12 protein-coding genes are annotated in these 18409 nt (G+C 75.4%); 6 read left to right on the forward strand and 6 right to left on the reverse strand.

The window, feature by feature from the left end; translation table 11 throughout:
- Positions 1-15: 15 nt before the first annotated feature.
- Positions 16-672 (forward strand): hypothetical protein, encoded by a 657-nt coding sequence (locus ABZ452_RS25420; protein ID WP_357947637.1) that lies wholly within the window; start codon positions 16-18, stop codon positions 670-672.
- Positions 673-729: 57 nt separating this feature from the next.
- Here ABZ452_RS25420 and ABZ452_RS25425 read toward each other — a convergent pair whose 3' ends face one another.
- Positions 730-1893 carry an acyl-CoA dehydrogenase family protein gene (locus tag ABZ452_RS25425; protein ID WP_357947640.1) on the reverse strand — a complete coding sequence of 388 codons (1164 nt, stop codon included), beginning with the start codon at positions 1891-1893 and terminating at the stop codon, positions 730-732.
- Between the two features lie 251 nt (positions 1894-2144).
- Here ABZ452_RS25425 and ABZ452_RS25430 point away from each other — a divergent pair, with 251 nt between their 5' ends.
- Both ABZ452_RS25430 and ABZ452_RS25435 read left to right on the forward strand, forming a co-directional pair.
- On the forward strand, positions 2145-3572 hold the full coding sequence (locus ABZ452_RS25430; RefSeq protein ID WP_357947643.1) for a UDP-glucose/GDP-mannose dehydrogenase family protein: 1428 nt from the start codon (positions 2145-2147) through the stop codon (positions 3570-3572).
- Positions 3573-3733: 161 nt separating this feature from the next.
- Entirely contained in the window at positions 3734-8641 is a 4908-nt protein-coding gene (locus tag ABZ452_RS25435; RefSeq protein WP_357947646.1) for a permease, read from the forward strand.
- Between the two features lie 73 nt (positions 8642-8714).
- Here the strand turns inward: ABZ452_RS25435 and purE are convergent, their stop codons facing one another.
- Positions 8715-9206 (reverse strand): 5-(carboxyamino)imidazole ribonucleotide mutase, encoded by a 492-nt coding sequence (purE, locus tag ABZ452_RS25440; RefSeq protein ID WP_357947649.1) that lies wholly within the window; start codon positions 9204-9206, stop codon positions 8715-8717.
- Positions 9203-10363 (reverse strand): 5-(carboxyamino)imidazole ribonucleotide synthase, encoded by a 1161-nt coding sequence (locus ABZ452_RS25445; protein WP_357947653.1) that lies wholly within the window; start codon positions 10361-10363, stop codon positions 9203-9205. Before ABZ452_RS25445 ends, purE begins: the two co-directional genes overlap by 4 nt.
- Before the next feature lie 88 nt (positions 10364-10451).
- On the opposite strand from ABZ452_RS25445, the gene ABZ452_RS25450 reads away from it, so the two are divergent.
- Positions 10452-11102: a pyridoxal 5'-phosphate synthase gene (locus ABZ452_RS25450; protein WP_357947656.1), complete on the forward strand. Its 651-nt coding sequence runs from the start codon at positions 10452-10454 to the stop codon at positions 11100-11102.
- Positions 11103-11135: 33 nt separating this feature from the next.
- Here the strand turns inward: ABZ452_RS25450 and ABZ452_RS25455 are convergent, their stop codons facing one another.
- Positions 11136-11612 (reverse strand): hypothetical protein, encoded by a 477-nt coding sequence (locus ABZ452_RS25455; RefSeq protein ID WP_357947659.1) that lies wholly within the window; start codon positions 11610-11612, stop codon positions 11136-11138.
- Between the two features lie 102 nt (positions 11613-11714).
- On the opposite strand from ABZ452_RS25455, the gene ABZ452_RS25460 reads away from it, so the two are divergent.
- Positions 11715-12275, forward strand: a complete 561-nt coding sequence (locus ABZ452_RS25460) for a PadR family transcriptional regulator (protein WP_357947662.1) — start codon at positions 11715-11717, stop codon at positions 12273-12275.
- Here ABZ452_RS25460 and ABZ452_RS25465 read toward each other — a convergent pair.
- The gene (locus ABZ452_RS25465; RefSeq protein WP_357947665.1) at positions 12268-14361 is read right to left on the reverse strand and encodes a thioredoxin domain-containing protein; all 2094 of its coding nucleotides are present in this window, start codon (positions 14359-14361) and stop codon (positions 12268-12270) included. The two genes, ABZ452_RS25460 and ABZ452_RS25465, sit on opposite strands and share 8 nt — an antisense overlap.
- Positions 14362-14626: 265 nt before the next feature.
- On the opposite strand from ABZ452_RS25465, the gene ABZ452_RS25470 reads away from it, so the two are divergent.
- Complete coding sequence (locus tag ABZ452_RS25470) at positions 14627-15652, forward strand: phosphatidylinositol-specific phospholipase C domain-containing protein (RefSeq protein WP_357947668.1); 1026 nt, start codon at positions 14627-14629, stop codon at positions 15650-15652.
- A 57-nt stretch (positions 15653-15709) separates the two neighbouring features.
- Here ABZ452_RS25470 and ABZ452_RS25475 read toward each other — a convergent pair whose 3' ends face one another.
- The gene (locus tag ABZ452_RS25475; RefSeq protein ID WP_357947777.1) at positions 15710-18205 is read right to left on the reverse strand and encodes a bifunctional diguanylate cyclase/phosphodiesterase; all 2496 of its coding nucleotides are present in this window, start codon (positions 18203-18205) and stop codon (positions 15710-15712) included.
- Positions 18206-18409 lie beyond the last annotated feature (204 nt).

An 18409-nucleotide genomic window follows, 5' to 3' on the forward strand; every position in this document is an offset into this window, starting at 1 on the left:
CGGTACGGTGCGCGGATGCGACATCTCTGGAGCTTCCTCGCCGGGTTGGTGGTGGCGCCCGTCACCTGGGTGCTCGTCACGCTCGGTCAGGACGGATCTGGGCGCACCGTGCACCGGTGGGTGGAGATCGGTACGTACAGCACGCCCAACCTGATCGAGCCGGCCGTGTACCTGGGCGTCGCCGGCATCCTGCTCGGCCTGCTCGGCACGTTGCGCTTCTCGCCGATCGGCCCGGCCGTGGCCGGGCTGCTGCTCGTGGTCCCCTACCTCGGGCTGTTCGTCGCGCCCTTCGCCGTCCGGGACCGGGTCCCCGAGAGCTGGAAGATGCTCGGGGACCCGCTGCCGCTGCGCCAGCCGCTGGAGAACGGCACGCTGTTCCTCATCGGCGTGCTGCTGCTGATGGCCGTGTTCAGCGGCCAGCGCTGGCGACAGCGGCCGGCCGGGCCGGCCGAGGCGGAGCTGACCCCGGCCGGCAAGCCGGTCGAGCACGGCCCCTCGCTCGGCGACTGGCCTCCGGCGGACCCGACGAAGGACGGCGACACGGCCCCGCTCACGTTGGCCTACCCCGACACCCCCACCGAACCCCTGCCCCGCCGCACCGGCGGCGAGTCACCGTGGTCCGCGCCCCCGCGCGCGACCACCCGACCGGAGGGCACCACCGAGATCCGTTGACGACCGCGGGCGGGCCGGTCACCCGGCCCGCCCGCCCGATCGTCGTCGCCCGTGTGGTCAGCCCTTGAGCAGCTGGCGCGCCATGACGATGCGCTGCACCTGGTTGGTGCCCTCGTAGATCTGGGTGATCTTGGCGTCCCGCATCATCCGCTCGACCGGGTAGTCCCGGGTGTAGCCGTAGCCGCCGAGCAGCTGCACCGCGTCGGTGGTGATCTCCATGGCGGCGTCCGATGCGAAGCACTTGGCCGCCGCGCCGAAGTAGGTCAGGTCGGCGTCGCCCCGCTCCGACTTGCCGGCCGCCGTGTAGGTGAGCTGCCGGGCCGCCTCCAGCTTCATGCCCATGTCGGCGACCATGAACTGGATGCCCTGGAAGTCGGCGACCGCCTTGCCGAACTGCTTGCGCTCCTGGATGTAGCCCTTGGCGTAGTCCAGGGCGCCCTGCGCGATGCCGACCGCCTGCGCGGCGATGGTGACCCGGGTGTGGTCCAGGGTCCGCATCGCGGTGGCGAAGCCGGTGCCCTCGGCGCCGATCATGCGGTCGGCCGGGATGCGGACGTTGTCGAAGTAGACCTCGCGGGTCGGCGAGCCCTTGATGCCGAGCTTCTTCTCCGGCGCGCCGAAGCTCACCCCGGCGTCGGACTTCTCCACGACGAAGGCCGAGATGCCCTTCGAGCGGGCTGTGGGATCCGTCACAGCGAAGACCGTGTAGTACTCCGAGACGCCCGCGTTGGTAATCCACCGCTTCACGCCGTTGAGCACCCAGTGGTCGCCGTCCCGGACCGCCTTGGTGGTCATCGAGGCGGCGTCGCTGCCCGCCTCCGGCTCGGAGAGGCAGTAGGAGAACATCGCGTCGCCGGCCGCCACGGGGGTCAGGTACTTCCGCTTCAGCTCCTCGGAGCCGGCCAGGATCAGCGGCATGGTGCCCAGCTTGTTCACCGCCGGGATCAGCGAGGACGAGGCGCAGGCGCGGGCCACCTCCTCGATCACGATGGCCGTGGCCAGGGCGTCCGCGCCGGCGCCGCCGTACTCGACCGGGATGTGCGGCGCGTGGAAGTCGGCGGCCCGCAGCGCGTCGTAGGACGCCTTCGGGAACTCACCCGTCTCATCCGCCTCAGCGGCGTGCGGAGCGACCTTCGCGGCACAGACCTCCCGGACCGCCTCACGGATCGCCTCGTGCTCCTCCGGCAACCGGTAGACGTCGAACGACTGCTCTGCGGGCATGTCGGCCCTCCCCTTTCACGGCTATCATGCGCAGTCTGTGGCGCCCGGAAGGCTGCCGACTGCCGCAGACTGAAGGATAGCCACCAGGGTTCAGCCGGACCTTACCGGCGGGTAGGCTCGCGCACGAGCGACGGCGACAGGCCACAACTACCCTCACAGACAAGACGAGAGAGTTCCCTCGGTGCCGGCCCTGGCGCCCCAGCCGAACGCGACGCAAGGAAGCGCCGCCAGTGCGAGCGGAGAAAACAGGCGTGACGATCCCGTACCCGAACACCCAGCCGATGCCCGCCATCGCCGCGGTGACGCCGCCCTCCGGCGCGGCCCGACCCCGGGTGACCTTCCTGGGCACCGGCTACCTCGGCGCGACGTACGCCATCTGCTACGCCGAGCTGGGCTACGAGGTGCTCGGCTTCGACGTCGACGCGGACAAGATCGCGAAGCTGAACGCCGGCGAGGTGCCGATCCACGAGCCCGGCCTGGACGAGCTGCTCCGCCGCAACCTGGCCGCCGGCCGGCTCCGCTTCAGCACCGACATCCAGGAGACCGCCGACTTCGGCGACGTGCACTTCATCTGCGTCGGCACCCCCCAGCGGGCCGACGGGATGGGCGCCGACCTGTCGTACGTCGAGGCGTCGGTGACCAGCCTCGCCCAGCACCTGAGCCGCAAGGCGCTGATCGTCGGCAAGTCCACCGTGCCGGTCGGCACCGCCGAGTGGGTGGAGCAGCTCGTCGGCAAGCACACCCCGGCCGACCTGGGCGTCGAGGTGGCCTGGAGCCCCGAGTTCCTCCAGGAGGGCTTCGCCGTCGACGACGTGCTGCGGCCCAACCGGATCGTCGTCGGCGTCAAGAGCGAGTGGGCCAACGGCATGCTCTACGCCGCGCACAAGGGCGTCTTCGACCTGGCCGCCACCGAGGACCGCGAGGTGCCGCTGGTGGTCACCGACTTCGCCACCGCGGAGCTGGTCAAGGTCGCCGCGAACGCCTTCCTGGCCACCAAGATCTCCTTCATCAACGCGATGGCCGAGGTCTGCGAGGCCGCCGGCGGCGACGTCACCCAGCTCGCCCGCTCGATCGGCTACGACCCCCGGATCGGCAACCGCTTCCTCCAGGCCGGCCTCGGCTTCGGCGGCGCCTGCCTGCCCAAGGACATCCGGGCCTTCCAGGCCCGCGCCCAGGAGCTCGGCGCCGGCGAGGCGCTGCGCTTCCTGCACGAGGTGGACCTGATCAACCTGCGCCGGCGGACCCGGGTGATCCAGCTCGCCGCCGACCTGCTCGGCCGCCGCTCCGGCCCGGCCGGCCCGGACCTCTCCGGCACCCGGATCGCCGTGCTCGGCGCCACCTTCAAGCCGAACACCGACGACGTCCGGGACGCCCCCGCCCTCGCCGTCGCCGCGCTGCTCGGCAAGGCCGGCGCCGACGTGCACGTGTTCGACCCGCAGGGCGTGGAGAACGCCCGCCGGGCCGTGCCCGAGCTGACCTACGAGGCGACCATGAACGACGCCGTCCAGGGCGCCGACCTGGTCTGCGTCCTCACCGAGTGGGCCGAGTTCCGCAACGCCGACCCGGTCGCCCTCGGCGAGCTGGCCAACGGCCGCAAGGTGGTCGACGGCCGTAACTGCCTGGACTCCACACTGTGGACGCAGGCCGGCTGGGAGTACCGCGGCATGGGCCGCCCCTGACGCCGTGAACCGTCGGCCGGCCGGCCGGGGACCCGTTCCCCGGCCGGCCGGCTCTTTTTGTTGTCCGGAACGCGCCGGCAACGGTCGAAATCCGGGCCCGCTCAAGGCATGCTGCGACTGGGAGGTTCACCGCGCGGGGGCCGCCCGGACGGGAGAGTGTCGTGCAGACCTTCAGGTGCGCCTCGTGCGGGCGGGAGATCAAGCCCGCCGTCGCCTGCCCGCACTGTGGGGCCGACCAGCCACAGTGGGCCGAGCACCTGGCCGACATCGAGCGCTCGATCGCCGAGATGAAGGCCCGCGACGCGGAGATCGCCCGCGAGCAGCGGCAGATCGCCGCCAAGATGCAGGCCGCCCTCTTCCAGCGGGACATCCTGGCGCACGCCGGTGAGGAGCGGATCAAGCAGGCCACCCGGCCCCGCCGCGTGCTGCGCCGCCGGCCCGGCCGCCGCCCGCCGACCGCCACCACCGGCGCGCCACCCCGGGTGCCCCGCCAGGGCACCCCGACCGGCCCGGACGACCTCCCCCCGTCGCCGCCGCGCGGCCGCCCGCAGTGGCTCGACGCGGACGACCCGGAGCACCCGCCGGAGGCGTCCTCGCGGGAGGTGCAGAACATCCCGCTCGGGCTCGGCGCGCTGCTGCTCGGCATCGCGGCGGTGGTCTTCGCCGCCGTCGCCACCAGCTCGATGGACGCGCTGGCCCGGCTCGGCGTGCTGCTCGTCGCCACGGTGCTCATGCTGCTGGCCCCGCCGGTGGTGGCCCGGCGCGGGCTCACCTCCACCGCCGAGACGATCGCCGCGGTGGGCCTGCTGCTGCTGCCGCTGGCCGGGTACGCGCTCTGGGCCGTCGACCGGGTCGGCGGCGGCACCTCCGGCCCCGCCTTCTCCGGGTCGATCTTCCTGGTCACCACCGTGGTCGCGTTCGGGTACGCGTACTGGACCGGGCTGCGGGCACCCCGCTTCGCCACCGTGCTGGCCGCCCAGCCGGTGCTGCCGCTGCTGGCGTACGAGCGGATCACCGGGCCGGCCGGCTGGGCGCTGGTGCTCACCGTGGTGGCGGTGGCCGACCTCGCGCTGGCCCGCTCGGCGGTGGTGGTCGAACGCCCCGTCCGGCGTGACCTGCCGATCCCGGCGCCGGAGCCCGCTCCGCCCCGGCAGCGCGCCGCCGACGGCCGGCCCGAGTCGGACCCGGAGGAGTCCGGCGAGGTGCTCGGCGCCGAGCCGCCCGCCGGCGCGGAGCCGGTCCCGCCGGCCCGTCCGGTGCCCTGGCTCCGCGAGCTGACCTGGCTGCTGCACGGTGCCGCCGTCGCCGTCGCCCTGGCGTACGCGGTCACCGCCCTGCTGCGCGCCACCACCGTGCCGGCCGCCGCCGGGGCCGGGGTCGTCCTGCTGCTCGCCGCGCTGGTGGGGCTCGCCGGGACGCTGGTGCTACGCCGGCCGCCGCTGCCGGATGTGGGTGCCGGCATCGTCACCCTCGCGGTGATCGGCGCGCTGGGCCGGGTCGCCTCGGTCGCCTTCCCCGGCCGGTCGCTGCTGCTCATCGCCGCGATCATCGCGCTCACCGGGTTCGCCGTCCGGGCCGTACCGGAGGCGGCCCGGCGGGGTCCGCAGCTCGCCTCGGCGGTGGCGCTCACGGTCAGCGGCCTGGTGGTGGCCGGCGGCGCGCTGCGCGCCGGGCTGGCCCCGGTCCGCGCCGCGCTGCCCGCCTGGTCGGCGGAGCTGAGCGACTGGCACGCCGAGCTGGCCGCGGCGGTCGGCCCGACCGGCTGGCAGCTCGCCGCCAGCGCGCTGCTGCTCACCGTCGCCGCGGTGGTGGCCCTGCCGGGGGAGATCCGGCGCGAGTTCGCGGTGGTCGGCGCGGCGCTGACCGCGCTCGCCGTGCCGGCCTCGCTCGGGCTGGGCTGGGCGACCGCCTGCTGGCCCATGCTGCTGACGGCGGTGGCCATCGGCGTGCTGGGGCTCACGGCCGGCACCGAGCGCGCCGCGGTGGCCCACTCGGCGACCGCCGCGGGGCTCGGGCTGATCGGGGCCGGGGCCGCTCTCGCCCGGCCCGCGCTGACCGCCGCCGCGCTGACCCTCCTGTTCCTGGCCGGCGCGCTGGTCTCGCTGGCGCCCCGGGTCCGGATCGCCGCCGCCGCCGCGGACACCGTCTGCGCCTGGGCGGCGGGCGGGGCGGCGTTCGCGCTGCCCGGCGCCGTGGCCGCGTTCGTCGCCGCCACGGTGCCGGCCGTGCCGATCCCCACCCCGGCGAACCTGCGGGAGGTCACCGTCCCGATCCTCGCGGCGAGCTTCCTCGGCGTGTGCGTCACGCTCGGCTACGCCGCCCTCGTCCAGGTCGCGCAGCGGCACCTCACCATGCCGCACGCGCTCGGCACCGTGCTCGGCGCGGTGGCGGTCGCGGCGGCCGCGTTCGGCGCGCCCGGCGCCACCACCGCCGACGCCTGGTTGGGCGGGCTGCTGCTGGTCGCCGCCGCGCTGCTGGCGCTGGCCCCCCGGATCGACGCCGGCCGCCGCGCCGACCTGTCGCTCGACGGGTCGGACCTGGCCCTCGCCGCCACCACGGTGGCGCTCATCGCCACCCTGGTCCGGATCGCCGCCGTGCTGGCCCCCGGCGGCCAGCTCGTGGTGGCCGCCGCGCTGGTCACGGTGGTCGCCGTCGCCGCACGGGCGCTGCCCGAGGAGTGGCGGCGCGGCCCAGTCCTCGGCATCGCGGCCGGCGGCGCGCTCATCGGCCTGATCGCGGCGTGGAGCGCGCTGCGCGGCGGGGTCGGCGTGCTGGCCACGCCGGGTCCGATCTGGGCCGGCGACCTGAGCGGCTGGCCGGCCGCGCCGACCGGCGGGTCCACCTGGCAAGCGCCGATCGCGCTGGCGCTGCTGGCCGTGGCCGCAGGCATCCTGCTGCCGCCGCCCTGGAAGTACGACGTCTCCGGCGCGGCCGCCGTGCTCGCCACCATCGGCGCGCCGGCCGCGTTCGACCTGCCCTGGTGGTCGCCGGTGCTGGTGGGCGCCATGGTCGCCACGGTCTTCGGGATGGCGGCGGTGGCCGCGGCCGATCCACGCGCGGCGCTGTCCCGGGCCACGGTGGCCGGGGTCGTCGCCCTGCACGCCGCCGGCGCCGGGCTGGTCCGCCCGTGGACCACCGCGCTGGCGCTCGGCAGCATCGCGCTGATCGGGGTGACGGTGGCCGCCCTGGCCCGGGCCCTCGCGCCGGCACTGGTGGAGGACGTCCGCACCGAGGGGATGCCGGTGCACCTGGTGCAGGTCGGCGGCGCGGCGGCCGGCGCCGCACTGCTCGCGCTCCCCGGGGCGGTGGCCGCCCTGGCCGTCGAGTACGGCCGGCCCCCGCAGGTGGTGCTCACCGCCGCGCTCGCCGCGTCCAGCATCGGCCTGGCCGCGGTGGCGGCGGTCCGCCGGCAGGTCCCGCAGTACCTCCCGTTCGCGAGCGTGGCCGTGGTGGGCGGCGCGACGGTCAGCGCGGCCGCCGCCGTGATCACCCACCTCCCCGCCGGGGTGTACGCCGCCGCGGCGGCGCTGCTCGGCGTGCTCGCCGAACTGATCCGGGCTGCCACCGTGCCGCCGGTCGGCTCGGCCCAGCCGGTCCGCCGCTGGTCGGTGCTGCTGAACGGGGCGCTGCGCCGCGAGCCCGACGACCCGGCCGAGCGCCGCTGGCGGGTGAGCCCGGCGGCCGGTGCGCTCGCCGCGGCGGCGCTGCCCACCGCCCTGGCCCTCGCCACGCTGGCGCCGGCGCTGGTGGTGGCGCTGGTCGAGCCGCTCCAGGTGGTGTCCCGGATCTGGCAGGGACCCCCGCCGGGGCTGCTCACCCCGCCACCCGAGGCGGTGGACCCGACGCACGTGCTCACCGCGCTCCTGCTCACCGCGACGGCGGCGCTCGCCGCCGTCGGGTTCAGCGGCGGCCGCCGGTCCCGGGCCGTACCGGTGATCCTGCCCGGGGCGGCGCTCACGTTGCTGATCACCCCGGTGGCGCTCGGCCGCGGCTGGCCGGTGACCGCGACGGCCGGGCTGGCCGTCTTCACCGTCTCGATGCTGGGGCTGGCGCTCACCCCGCCGCCCGCGCTGGCCGAACCGGCCCGCTCCATCCGGGTCGCCCGGGTGCTGGTGTTCGCCATCGGGCTGGCCGCCGGGAACGCCGGGCTCTCCGGCAGCCTCGCCACCCGGGAGCTGACCCTGTTCACGCTGGGCGGCGCGGTCGGCGTGGGCACGGTCGCCGCCCTCTTCGGCACCACCCAGCGGGCCCGCATCCTGGGCTGGCTGTTCGCCTCGCTCATGGCCCAGCTCTTCGTGCTCACGCTCGGTCTGGTGGCCGGGCTCGCCGCGGTCTGGTCCGCGTTCGGGGTGCTGGCCGTCGGTGCGGCGCTCCAGGTCTTCGCCGCCGCCCTGCCCCGGCTGCGCCGGCCGGAGGCGTACCGGGAGGCGGCCACCGTGGAGTGGAGCGGCCACGCGGCGGCGCTCATCGCGCTGGCCCTGGCCTACGACTCACCCCGGCACATCGCCGCGCTGCTGGCCGCCTGGGGCGCCGTCCTCGGGATGGCGGCCGGCCGCCCGGGTCGGCGGGCCGGGGAACGGAACCTGCTGATCTGGGGCGTGGTGATCTGCGAGATCAGCGCCTGGTGGATCCTCATGCGGACGGCCGACGTGGCGCTGCCCGAGGCCTACACCCTGCCGTTCGCGCTGCTCGCCCTGCTGGTCGGGGTGGTGCAGCTACGGCACCGGCCCGACCTGTCGAGCTGGGTGGCGTACGGGCCGGCGCTGGTCGCCGCGTTCCTGCCGACGCTGGCGATCGTGCTGGCCACCGAGTCCAGCATGCTGCGCCAGGTGCTGCTGCTGCTCGGCGCCGTGGCGGTGCTGATCTTCGGTTCGACGAGCCAGCAGCAGGCGCCGGTGATCGTGGGCGCCGCGGTCACCGCCATCGCCGCGGTGCACGCGCTGGTCAGCCTCGGCCCGTGGCTCGTGCTCATCCCGGTCGGTTTCCTCCTGCTGGTGCTCGGCGCGAGCAACGAGCGGCGCCGGCGCGCCCAGGAACGCCTCCAGACGGCGCTGCGGGGCATGAGGTGAAACCGGAGGGGTGGGCGCTCGCCGTCGGGGGCGGGCCGAGGGTGCCGGGTCCGCCCGGAGGTGCCCGGGCGGCTCAGGCGAGCGAGGCGCGGAGGTTGGCTTCCTTCTCGGCGACCAGGTCCTCCAGGCTCGCCTGGTAGGCGGCCATCCGGTCGCGCAGCGCCGGGTCGGACACGCCCAGGATGCGTACGGCGAGCAGGCCGGCGTTGCGGGCATTGCCGATCGACACCGTGGCCACCGGCACGCCGGCCGGCATCTGCACGATGGAGAGCAGCGAGTCCATGCCGTCGAGGTACTTCAGCGGCACCGGCACGCCGATCACCGGCAGCGGGGTGACCGAGGCGACCATGCCGGGCAGGTGTGCCGCGCCGCCCGCCCCGGCGATGATCACCTTGACGCCCCTGTCCGCGGCGGCCCGACCGTACTCGATCATCTTGACCGGGGTGCGGTGCGCCGACACCACGCCGACCTCGTAGGGCACGCCGAACTCGTCCAGCGCCTCGGCGGCGGCCCTCATGGTCGGCCAGTCCGAGTCACTGCCCATGATCAGCCCGACGGTGCTCATGAGCGCCCCTCCCGCAGCCAGCGGGCCGCACGCGCGGCCCGGGCCCGTACGTCGTCCAGGTCGGTGCCGAGCACGGTGACGTGCCCGATCTTGCGGCCGGGCCGCACCTGCTTGCCGTACAGGTGGACCTTGGCGCCGGGTTCGGCGGCGAAGAGGTGGTGCAGCCGCTCGTCGATGGACATGCCGCCCGGCTCGCCGCCGAGCACGTTCGCCATCACCACGACCGGCGCGGTGAGCGAGGTGTCCCCCATCGGGTAGTCGAGCACGGCCCGGAGGTGCTGCTCGAACTGGGAGGTCCGGGCCCCCTCGATGGTCCAGTGCCCGGAGTTGTGCGGCCGCATGGCCAGCTCGTTCACCACCAGCCCGGTGGGTGTCTCGAACAGCTCCACGGCGAGCAGGCCGACCACGCCGAGCGCGGTGGCCAGGTCGATGGCGAGCTGCTGCGCGGCGACGGCCCGCTCCTCGGGCAGGTCGGGCGCCGGGGCGAGCACCTCGACGCAGATGCCGTCCCGCTGCACCGTCTCGACCACCGGGTAGGCGGCGACCTGCCCGAACGGCGAGCGGGCCACCTGCACGGCCAGCTCCCGTTGCAGCGCCACCCGCTCCTCGACGATCAGCGGGGTGCCCCCGGCCAGCAGGGTGGTGGCCAGCTCGGCGGCCGCGGTGGCGTCGTCCACCATCCAGACGCCCCGGCCGTCGTAGCCGCCGCGGGCGGCCTTGAGCACCACCGGCCAGCCGATCTCCGCGCCGAATGCGAGCAGGTCGGCCGGGGTCTCGACGGGGCGCCAGGCCGGGTTCGGCGCGCCCAGCTCACCGAGCCGCTCGCGCATCACCCGCTTGTCCTGCGCGTGCACCAGCGCCTCGGCCGGCGGGAAGAGCTTCACGCCCTCCTCGGTCAGGGTGCGGATGTGCGCGTTGGGCACGTGCTCGTGGTCGAAGGTGACCACGTCGCATCCCTTGGCGAAGGTGCGCAGGGCGGCGAGGTCGGTGTGGTCGCCGTACTGGACGTCGGCGGCGACCAGGGCGGCGCCGTCGTCCGGGGCGAGCGCGAGCACGCGCAGCGACTGGCCGAGGGCGATGGCGGCCTGGTGGGTCATCCGGGCGAGCTGGCCACCGCCCACCATGCCGACGACAGGCAGTCCGGTACGGGAATCCATAGCGCCGCCAGCCTATCGGGGCGGCGGCGGGCGACGGCCCGGAGGGCCGGACCTGGGAGGACCGGCGCCCGGTTGACAGGATCACCCCATGACGACCCGCGATCTGCTCCGCGGCCTGCCGGTGCTGGCCCATGACATGCCGTCCTTCGACCCGACCGACGTACCGGCGGAGCCCACCACCCTCTTCGCCGACTGGCTCGCCGAAGCGGTCGCCGCCGGCGTGGACGAGCCGCACGCCATGACGGTCGCGACGGTCGACGCCGACGGCGCGCCCGACGCGCGGGTACTGATCCTGAAAGACCTGGACGCCACCGGCTGGCACTTCGCCACCACCTCCACCAGCGCCAAGGGGAGGCAGATCGCCGGCAACCCCCGCGTCGCGCTCGGCTTCCACTGGCGGGAGCAGGGCCGGCAGGTCCGGGTACGTGGCACCGCCCGGCCCGCCGACCCCGCCGTCTCCCGCCGGGACTTCCTGGCCCGGCCGGAGGGCTCTCGGATCGCGACCCTGGCCGGCCGGCAGAGCGCCGTCCTCGCCGACCGCGCCGAGCTGGATCGCGAGCTGGCCGAGGTGCGCGCCCGGCTGGCCGCCGATCCCGGGCTGGTCGCCGAGGGGCACACGGTCTACTCGGTGACTCCGGCGAGCGTCGAGTTCTGGCAGGCCGACCGGGAACGCCGGCACGTCCGGCTGCGGTACCGGCGGACCACCGACGCGTGGAGCCGCGACCTGCTCTGGCCGTGATCGTCAGCCGAGGCGGCGGCACGGCGGCCCGGGTCAGCTCGTCGTGGCGACGGCGATGCGGCGGGGTGCTCGGGCAAGCTCGCGGGCGGTGGTCCGGGCGATCAGCAGCGAACCGAGCACGGTCGGGGCGAGCCAGGCGACCAGGTGGCCGCCGGTCATCTGCACGGCGAACCCGGTGACGAAGGCGATGACCGTGCTGCCCATCAGGTTGAGGTGCCAGATCCGCCAGCCCCGGCCGCCCAGCCCGCGCGGCCGGCGCCGGGCGAACCAGAGGCCGCCGACCAGCCAGCCGAGGGTGAGCGCGCCGAGCACGGCCAGCCCCCACAGGCGGCCCGGGTCGTAGGCGAAGAGCCCGAAGGCGCTGAGGCTGAGGCCGACGGCGGCCCCCGCGTAGACCCGGCCGAGCAGGGTGTGCCGGCCGCGCCGCTTCGGCGCGAGCAGCACGGGCAGCGCCAGCAGCAGCCCGGTGATGCCGCTGGCGGCGTGGAGCACGACGAGAACGGTGTGCACGGGTCCCCCTCCCGCGACATCCCAATGTGGGAGGTCGATGGGTCCAGCATCGGACCTGACACAATGGGATGTCAAGGAGATTCGCCGAAGGAGAACCGACCCATGCCGGACCGGCCGCTGAACGCCACCGCCGCCTCGCTGCTGGGCTTCCTGCACGACGGCCCGCTGACCGGCTGGGACCTGGTCACCGTCGCCCAGCAGCGGATCGGGGCGTTCTGGTCGCTGACCCAGAGCCAGGTCTACCGGGAACTGACCGCGATGGCGGCCACCGGGCTGGTCCGGGCCGGCGAGCGGGGCCGACGCGACCGGCAGCCGTACGAGATCACCGAGGCGGGGCGCCGGGCGTTCGCCGAGTGGGCGGCCCGACCCCCGGCGGACGAGACGATCCGGTTCCCGCTGCTGCTGACCGTGCTCTTCGGCCGGCACCTGCCGCCGGAACGGCTCGCCGGCTACCTCGGCGCGCACCGGGCCGCCCACGCCGCACGGCTGGCCGACTACCAGGCCGCGGCCGCGCTGCTCCCCCCGGAGGCGGACGAGGTCGAACCGTACGCGGTGGCCACGCTGCGCTTCGGGCTGGCGTACGAGCGGGCGGTGCTGGAGTGGTTCGACGCGCTCCCCGAGCCGCTGCGCCCGGCGGCCGGGGGCGAGGAGCCGGTCAGCTGAGCTGGGCGACCAGATCCTCGACCGTGGTCACCGGCCGGTCACAGACGAACCCCCGGCAGACGTACGCGGTGGGCCGCCCGCCCAGCGCCGGCCGGCCGGCCAGCAGCGGCACACCGGGCTGGTCGGCACGGCCCGCCACCACCACGGCCCCGGGCGGGGCGTGCCGGAGCGCGGCCGACGCCAGCGGGTCGCCCACCGGGTCGTCCGTCACCACCGCGATCTCGTACGGCCCGGACAGCACCGCCTCGCCGACCGTGGCCGCGTAGCCGGTGAACCGGGCGTGCCGGGCGACGATCGGCGCGACCGTCGACAGGGCCGCGTCGGCCGCCTCCCGGTACCGGGTCTCCCCCGTCAACGCCGCGTACGCGACCAGCGCCGCGGCGATCGCCGAGCGGCCGGCCGGGGTGGCGTTGTCGGTCGGGTCCGCCGGTCGGGTGACCAGGCGCTCGGCGTCGTCGGCGGTGTCGTAGAAGCCGCCGTCCGGTGCGGCGAACCGGGCCAGCGCCACGTCGAGCAGCTGCCCGGCCAGGACGAGCCAGCGGCCCTCGCCGGTCAGCTGGTGCAGCGCGCAGAACGCCTCGGCCACGCAGCCGTAGTCCTCCAGCACGCCGGCCGGCTCGCCGACCACCTTGTCGCGGGAGACCCGGCGCAGCCGGCCGTCCACCACGTGCACGGCCGCCAGGTGCTCGGCGGCGTCCCGCATCGCGCCGTCGGCCACGATGGTGACGCCCTCCATGAGGTTGGCGTCCTCGTCGTCGGGGGCCGCACAGAGCGCCGCGACCTGCTGGAACTCGGCGATCGCCGTGATCGCCAGCCCGTTCCAGGCGGCCACCACCTTGTCGTCCCGGGCCGGCTGGGGGCGGGTGTCCCGCGCCGCGAGCAGCCGGCCCACCACCTCCTGCCAGCGCCGGCGCACCGAAGGGTCGGCGTCGTCGATGTCCCGGGCCAGCCTCAGCACGCTGGTGCCGTGCTCGACGCCCCTCTCTCCGTCCGGAGCGCCGCCCTGCGGCGCGGAGTCGGAGTGAGGAGCGAAGGTGCCCTGCTCGGTCACCTCGAACAGGTCGGCCGCGAAGCGGCCGTCCTCCTCCCCCAGCACCTCGACCAGCTGGGCCGGGGTCCAGACGTAGGTGAGGCCCTCGACCCCCTCGGTGTCGGCGTCCAGCGCCGAGGCGAACCCCTCGCCGGCCCGGTGCAGCTCGTCGGCGAGGAACCGGGCCGTGTCGCGGGCCACCCGCCGGGCCAGCCGGTCCCCGGTGAGCCGCCAGAGCTGCGTGTAGACCCGCAGCAGCAGGGCGTTGTCGTAGAGCATCTTCTCGAAGTGCGGCACCGTCCAGTGCCCGTCCACCGAATAGCGGGCGAAGCCGCCGGCGAGCTGGTCGTGCAGGCCACCGCGGGCCATCGCCTCGCAGGTGTGCCGGACGATCTCCAGGCTCCGGGGCGAACCGGTGCGCTGGTGGTGCCGGAGCAGGAAGAGCAGGTTCATGTGCGGCGGGAACTTCGGCGCGCCACCGAAACCGCCGTTCGTCTCGTCGTACTCGGAGGCGAGCTGGTCGGCGGCGGCGTCCAGCAGCTCGGCGGTGAGCGGCGCGGTCAGGCCGCCCACGGCCTGCGCGCCGCCGATCGCCTCGACCACGGCGGCGCCCTGACGCAGCACCGCCTCCCGCTGGTCGCGCCAGGCGGTGGCCACCGAACCGAGCAGCCGGATGAAGTTCGGCCGGGGGAAGTAGGTGCCGCAGAAGAACGGGGTGCCGTCCGGGGTGGCGAAGACCGTCATGGGCCAGCCGCCCTGGCCGGTCATCGCCTGGGTGGCCGTCATGTAGACGGCGTCGACGTCGGGCCGCTCCTCCCGGTCCACCTTGACGCAGACGAAGTCGTCGTTCATGAGCTGGGCGACGCCCTCGTTCTCGAACGACTCGTGCGCCATGACGTGGCACCAGTGGCAGGCCGCGTAACCGACCGAGATGAGCACCGGGACGTCGCGCCGCTTCGCCTCGGCGAACGCCTCGTCGCACCAGGGCCACCAGTCGACCGGGTTGTCGGCGTGCTGGAGCAGGTAGGGCGAGGTGGCGTCGGCGAGTCGGTTCACCCGACGACCATATCGGCCGCACCCCGGCCACGCCGCCGGAGTGGACCGGCCGGGCCGGGGAGCCACCTCCCCGCCCCTCAGGATGCTCGCATCGCCCGGCCGGAATCGCACCGGGCTCGGCGGGAACGGCCACCGATCGCGCTGTCCCGTCCGGGCCCGGCGTCGGTGCCGCGACGGGGACACCATCCGTCCTTCCGATATTCATCTTTGTTGATTTGAATCAGCGCATGCCCGGCGCCGCCGGGCCGTCCGAAGGAGACGGTTCATGCGCAGACTCCCCGCCCTGCTCGCCCTCGCCGCCCTCGCCGGACCGGTGCTGGCCCCCGGCACCGCGACCGCCGCGGTCCCGCCGGACCCCCGGTTCTCCGCCGCCACCGGTGTCGGGATCCACAACACGTACGAGCGCGGCACCTACCCCTACCTGGCGCAGGCGCTCGACGCCCGGCCCGGGCTGATCGAGCTGGACGTCTGGCCGGACGTGCTGACCCGGCAGTGGCGGGTCAGCCACTCCAACCCGCTCGGCAACGACAACAACTGCGTGGCCGCCACGAGCGCCGCCCAGCTCTACACGGGCACCCGGAACCGGAACCTGGAGCACTGCCTCGACGACATCCGGCTGTGGCTGGGCGCCCACCCCGACGCCGGCCCGCTGGTCCTCAAGCTGGAGCTGAAGACCGGCTTCAGCGGGCGTACCGGGCAGGGGCCGGCCCAGCTCGACGCGGTGCTCGCCGCGCGGCTCGGCGACCGGGTGTTCCGCCCGGCCGACCTGCTCGGCGGGCACGCCAACCTGGACGCCGCCGCGCGCGCCGACGCCTGGCCCAGCCGGGCGCAGCTCGCCGGCCGGGTGATCGTCGAGCTGATCCCCGGCACCGTCGAGGAGGGCAACCCGACCGACACCCTCTGGACCGACGTCGAGTACGCCCGCCACCTGGCCGGCCTCGCGGCGGCCGGCACGCTGGGCACGGCCCGCACCTTCCCGGCCGTGCACCGGGCGCAGGCCGGCGACCCGCGGACCCGGTACGCCGACGCGAGCCTGCGGCCCTGGTTCGTGCTCTTCGACGGCGACGCCACGGCGTACGTCACCGGGGGCATCGACACCGCCTGGTACGACGCCAACCACTACCTGCTGGTGATGACCGACGCGCAGAACGTCCCGCCGGCCGTGGGCGCAGGCGACGCCGACGCGGCGGCGGCCCGGGTGGCCGAGCTGGCCGGGGCGCACGCCAGCATCGCCTCCGCGGACTGGGCGGCCCTGCCCATCGTCCTCGACGACGTGCTGCCCCGCGGCTGAGCACGCGACCGGCCGGCCCGCGCCGCCGGGGCGAGCGGCTCCGGCGGGGCGGGACGGTCAGGAGGCGCCGTCGGCGCGCAACGGGAAGACGTTGCCGCGCGCGGTGTCCACCAGCGACCCGAGCACCGCGCCGATCTTGTCCGCCGGCATCGGCTTGAAGAAGTGGTAGCCCTGGGCGGCGGTGCAGCCCAACTCGGCCAGGGCGGTCCGCTGCTCGGCGGTCTCGACGCCCTCCGCCACCACCCGCAACCCCAGCTCGTGGGCCAGCCCGACGGTCGTCCGCACGATCGCGGCCGCCTCCGGGGAGTCGGCCATCCGGATCACGAAGGAGCGGTCCACCTTCAACTCGTCGACCGCGATCCGGGTCAGGAACGTCAGCGAGGAGAACCCCGTGCCGAAGTCGTCCACGGCGAGCTGCACGCCCATCGAGCGGAGGGTGGCGAGCACCTCGTCGATGACCTCCAGCTCGCTCATCACCACCGTCTCGGTGATCTCCAGGACCAGCCGGTGCGGCGGGACCTGGTGCCGGCGCAGCGCCTCGCCGATCTCGGCCGGCAGCCGGGGGTCGAGCAGGCTGCGCGCCGACAGGTTCACCGAGATCGGGATGTCCAGCCCCTCGCGCGCCCAGTCGGCCGCCACCGCGAGGGCCTTGTCCAGCACGTAGCGGGTGAAGCTGCCGAGCTGCTCGCTGTTCTCCACCGGCCGGATGAAGTCCGCCGGGCCGAGCCAGCCCCGGCGCGGGTGCCGCCAGCGGATCAGCGCCTCCACCCCGGTCGGCGCGCCGGTGGCCAGGTCCACCGCCGGCTGCAACGCCAGCACCAGCTGGTCGTCGGCCTCCAGGGCCTCCCGCAGCTCCGCGAGCAGCGCCAGGTGGTCGGTGCTCGCCGCGTCGCGGGAGCTGTCGTACGCGGCGACGCTGCCGCCGCCCTCCTTCGCCTGGTACATGGCGATGTCGGCCCGGCGCAGCAGCTCGGTCAGGTCGGCGGTGCCCGCGTCGGCGACCACCACGCCGACCGCCACCTCGACCGACATGCGCACCCCGGCCACCTCGGTCGGCGCGGCGAGCCGCTCGGCGATCTCCCGGGCCTGCCTCAGCGCGTACGCCAGCGGGGCGGCCCGGTCGTCGACCACCGGAACCGTGGTGAGCAGCAGGGCGAACTCGTCGCCGCCGAGCCGCCCGAGCAGGTCGCCGGGACGGGCGATGGTGGTCAGCCGGCTCGCGGCCAGCCGCAGCAGCTGGTCGCCGGCCGCGTGCCCTAGCGTGTCGTTGACCTCTTTGAACTGGTTGATGTCGAGCAGCAGCAGCGCCACCGGATGGTCGTGGGCGCGCTGCCGCAACGCCTGGTCGCCCTTGGCCAGCAGGGCGGCCCGGTTGAGCAGCCCGGTGAGCTGGTCGTGCACCGCCTCGTACGACGAGCGGGCGGTGACCAGCCGCAGCTCGCGGTGGGTCGCGGCGTCGTGCAGGGCGGCGGCCAGCGCGTCGCCGAACGCCGCGACGCCGTCCCGTTCCCGGGCGCTGGGCGGGGCGGACCGGGGGAACCTGACCCGCAGCTGGCCGACCTCGGCGCTGCCCACGGTGAGCCGCCGGACCAGCTCGTGCTCGCCCGACGCGGTGGCCGACGGCGGCTCCACCTCGCGGTCGCGCACCTGCGCGCCGGTGTCCGCGCGGTAGCGGCGCCAGCGGGCGTCGCCGCGGGCCACGTCCACCTCGACCAGCTCGGCGCCGAACAGGGTGAGCGCCCCGGTCACCGCGGCGGTCGCCACGCCCCGCTCGTCGAGCTGGTTGAGGGCGGCGGTGGCCTCGGCGAAGGCCCGCCAGGTGCGCCGCTCCTGGTCGGCCCGGAGCCGGTGCCGGTAGGTCTGCTGGAGCAGCCAGAGTGGCGGTGGCAGGAGCAGCAGCCAGCGCGGGTCGAGCTCCAGCAGGGTGACCACCACCAGGCCGACCGCCACGTTGCCGACGAACATGAGCAGCTTGCCGCGGAGCGCGGCGAGCAGCGGCGGCCCGATCGGGATGCCGTGCAGCAGGGCGAGGCCGGCGCCGCCCAGCCAGGCGGTGGTGAGCAGGTAGACCACCGCGCCGGCGGTCAGGGCGAGGGCCAGCTCGGGGGTGGGCGCGGCGAGCAGCGGCCGGCCGAGCGCGCTGGCGACGGCGGCGGCGAGCGCGGTCGCGGCGCAGAGCGAGCCGGCGATCCGGACCAGCTCCAGCGCGGACCGGCGGTCGGCGGCCAGGGACATGGTCGTCCACGCCGCGCCGGCGCCGAGCAGGGCGGCGGCCGGCAGCCAGCCGGCCGGCACCAGGTAGAGGCAGACGACGAGGGCCGCCTCGCCCCAGGTGATGCTGACCATGCCCGAGGCGGTGCGGAACCGCAGCCGGGCGAGCTGAGCCACGGCGAACGCCGCGACGGCGAGGCCGAACCGGACGAACCCGGGCAGCGGGTCGTCCGGCGGCAGGTGGGCGGGGACGGTGAGGCCGACCACGGCCGCCACCACGGCGGTGACCGCGACGGCCGAGGTCAGCAGGATCACTCCGACCGGTGTGCCGCGCAGACCCAGCCGATCGGGGGGATCGCCGGCCCGGCCGGAAGTCACCGGCCCACCCCGTCAGGCGGCGGCCCCGGGGCACGATCGGGGGCGGTTGCTGCCATCGACATCGGCGCCCCCCTTCCGCGCACGGCTCAGGGCCTTTCGGTCCCCCCGGCGGAAGGCTAAGCCAAACCCGGTGGTCGCAACAGGGGTTGACGACCGGCTTCGGCGTGA

It is taken from the genome of Micromonospora sp. NPDC005707 (genome assembly GCF_040631005.1).
Taxonomy (GTDB): Bacteria; Actinomycetota; Actinomycetes; order Mycobacteriales; family Micromonosporaceae; genus Micromonospora.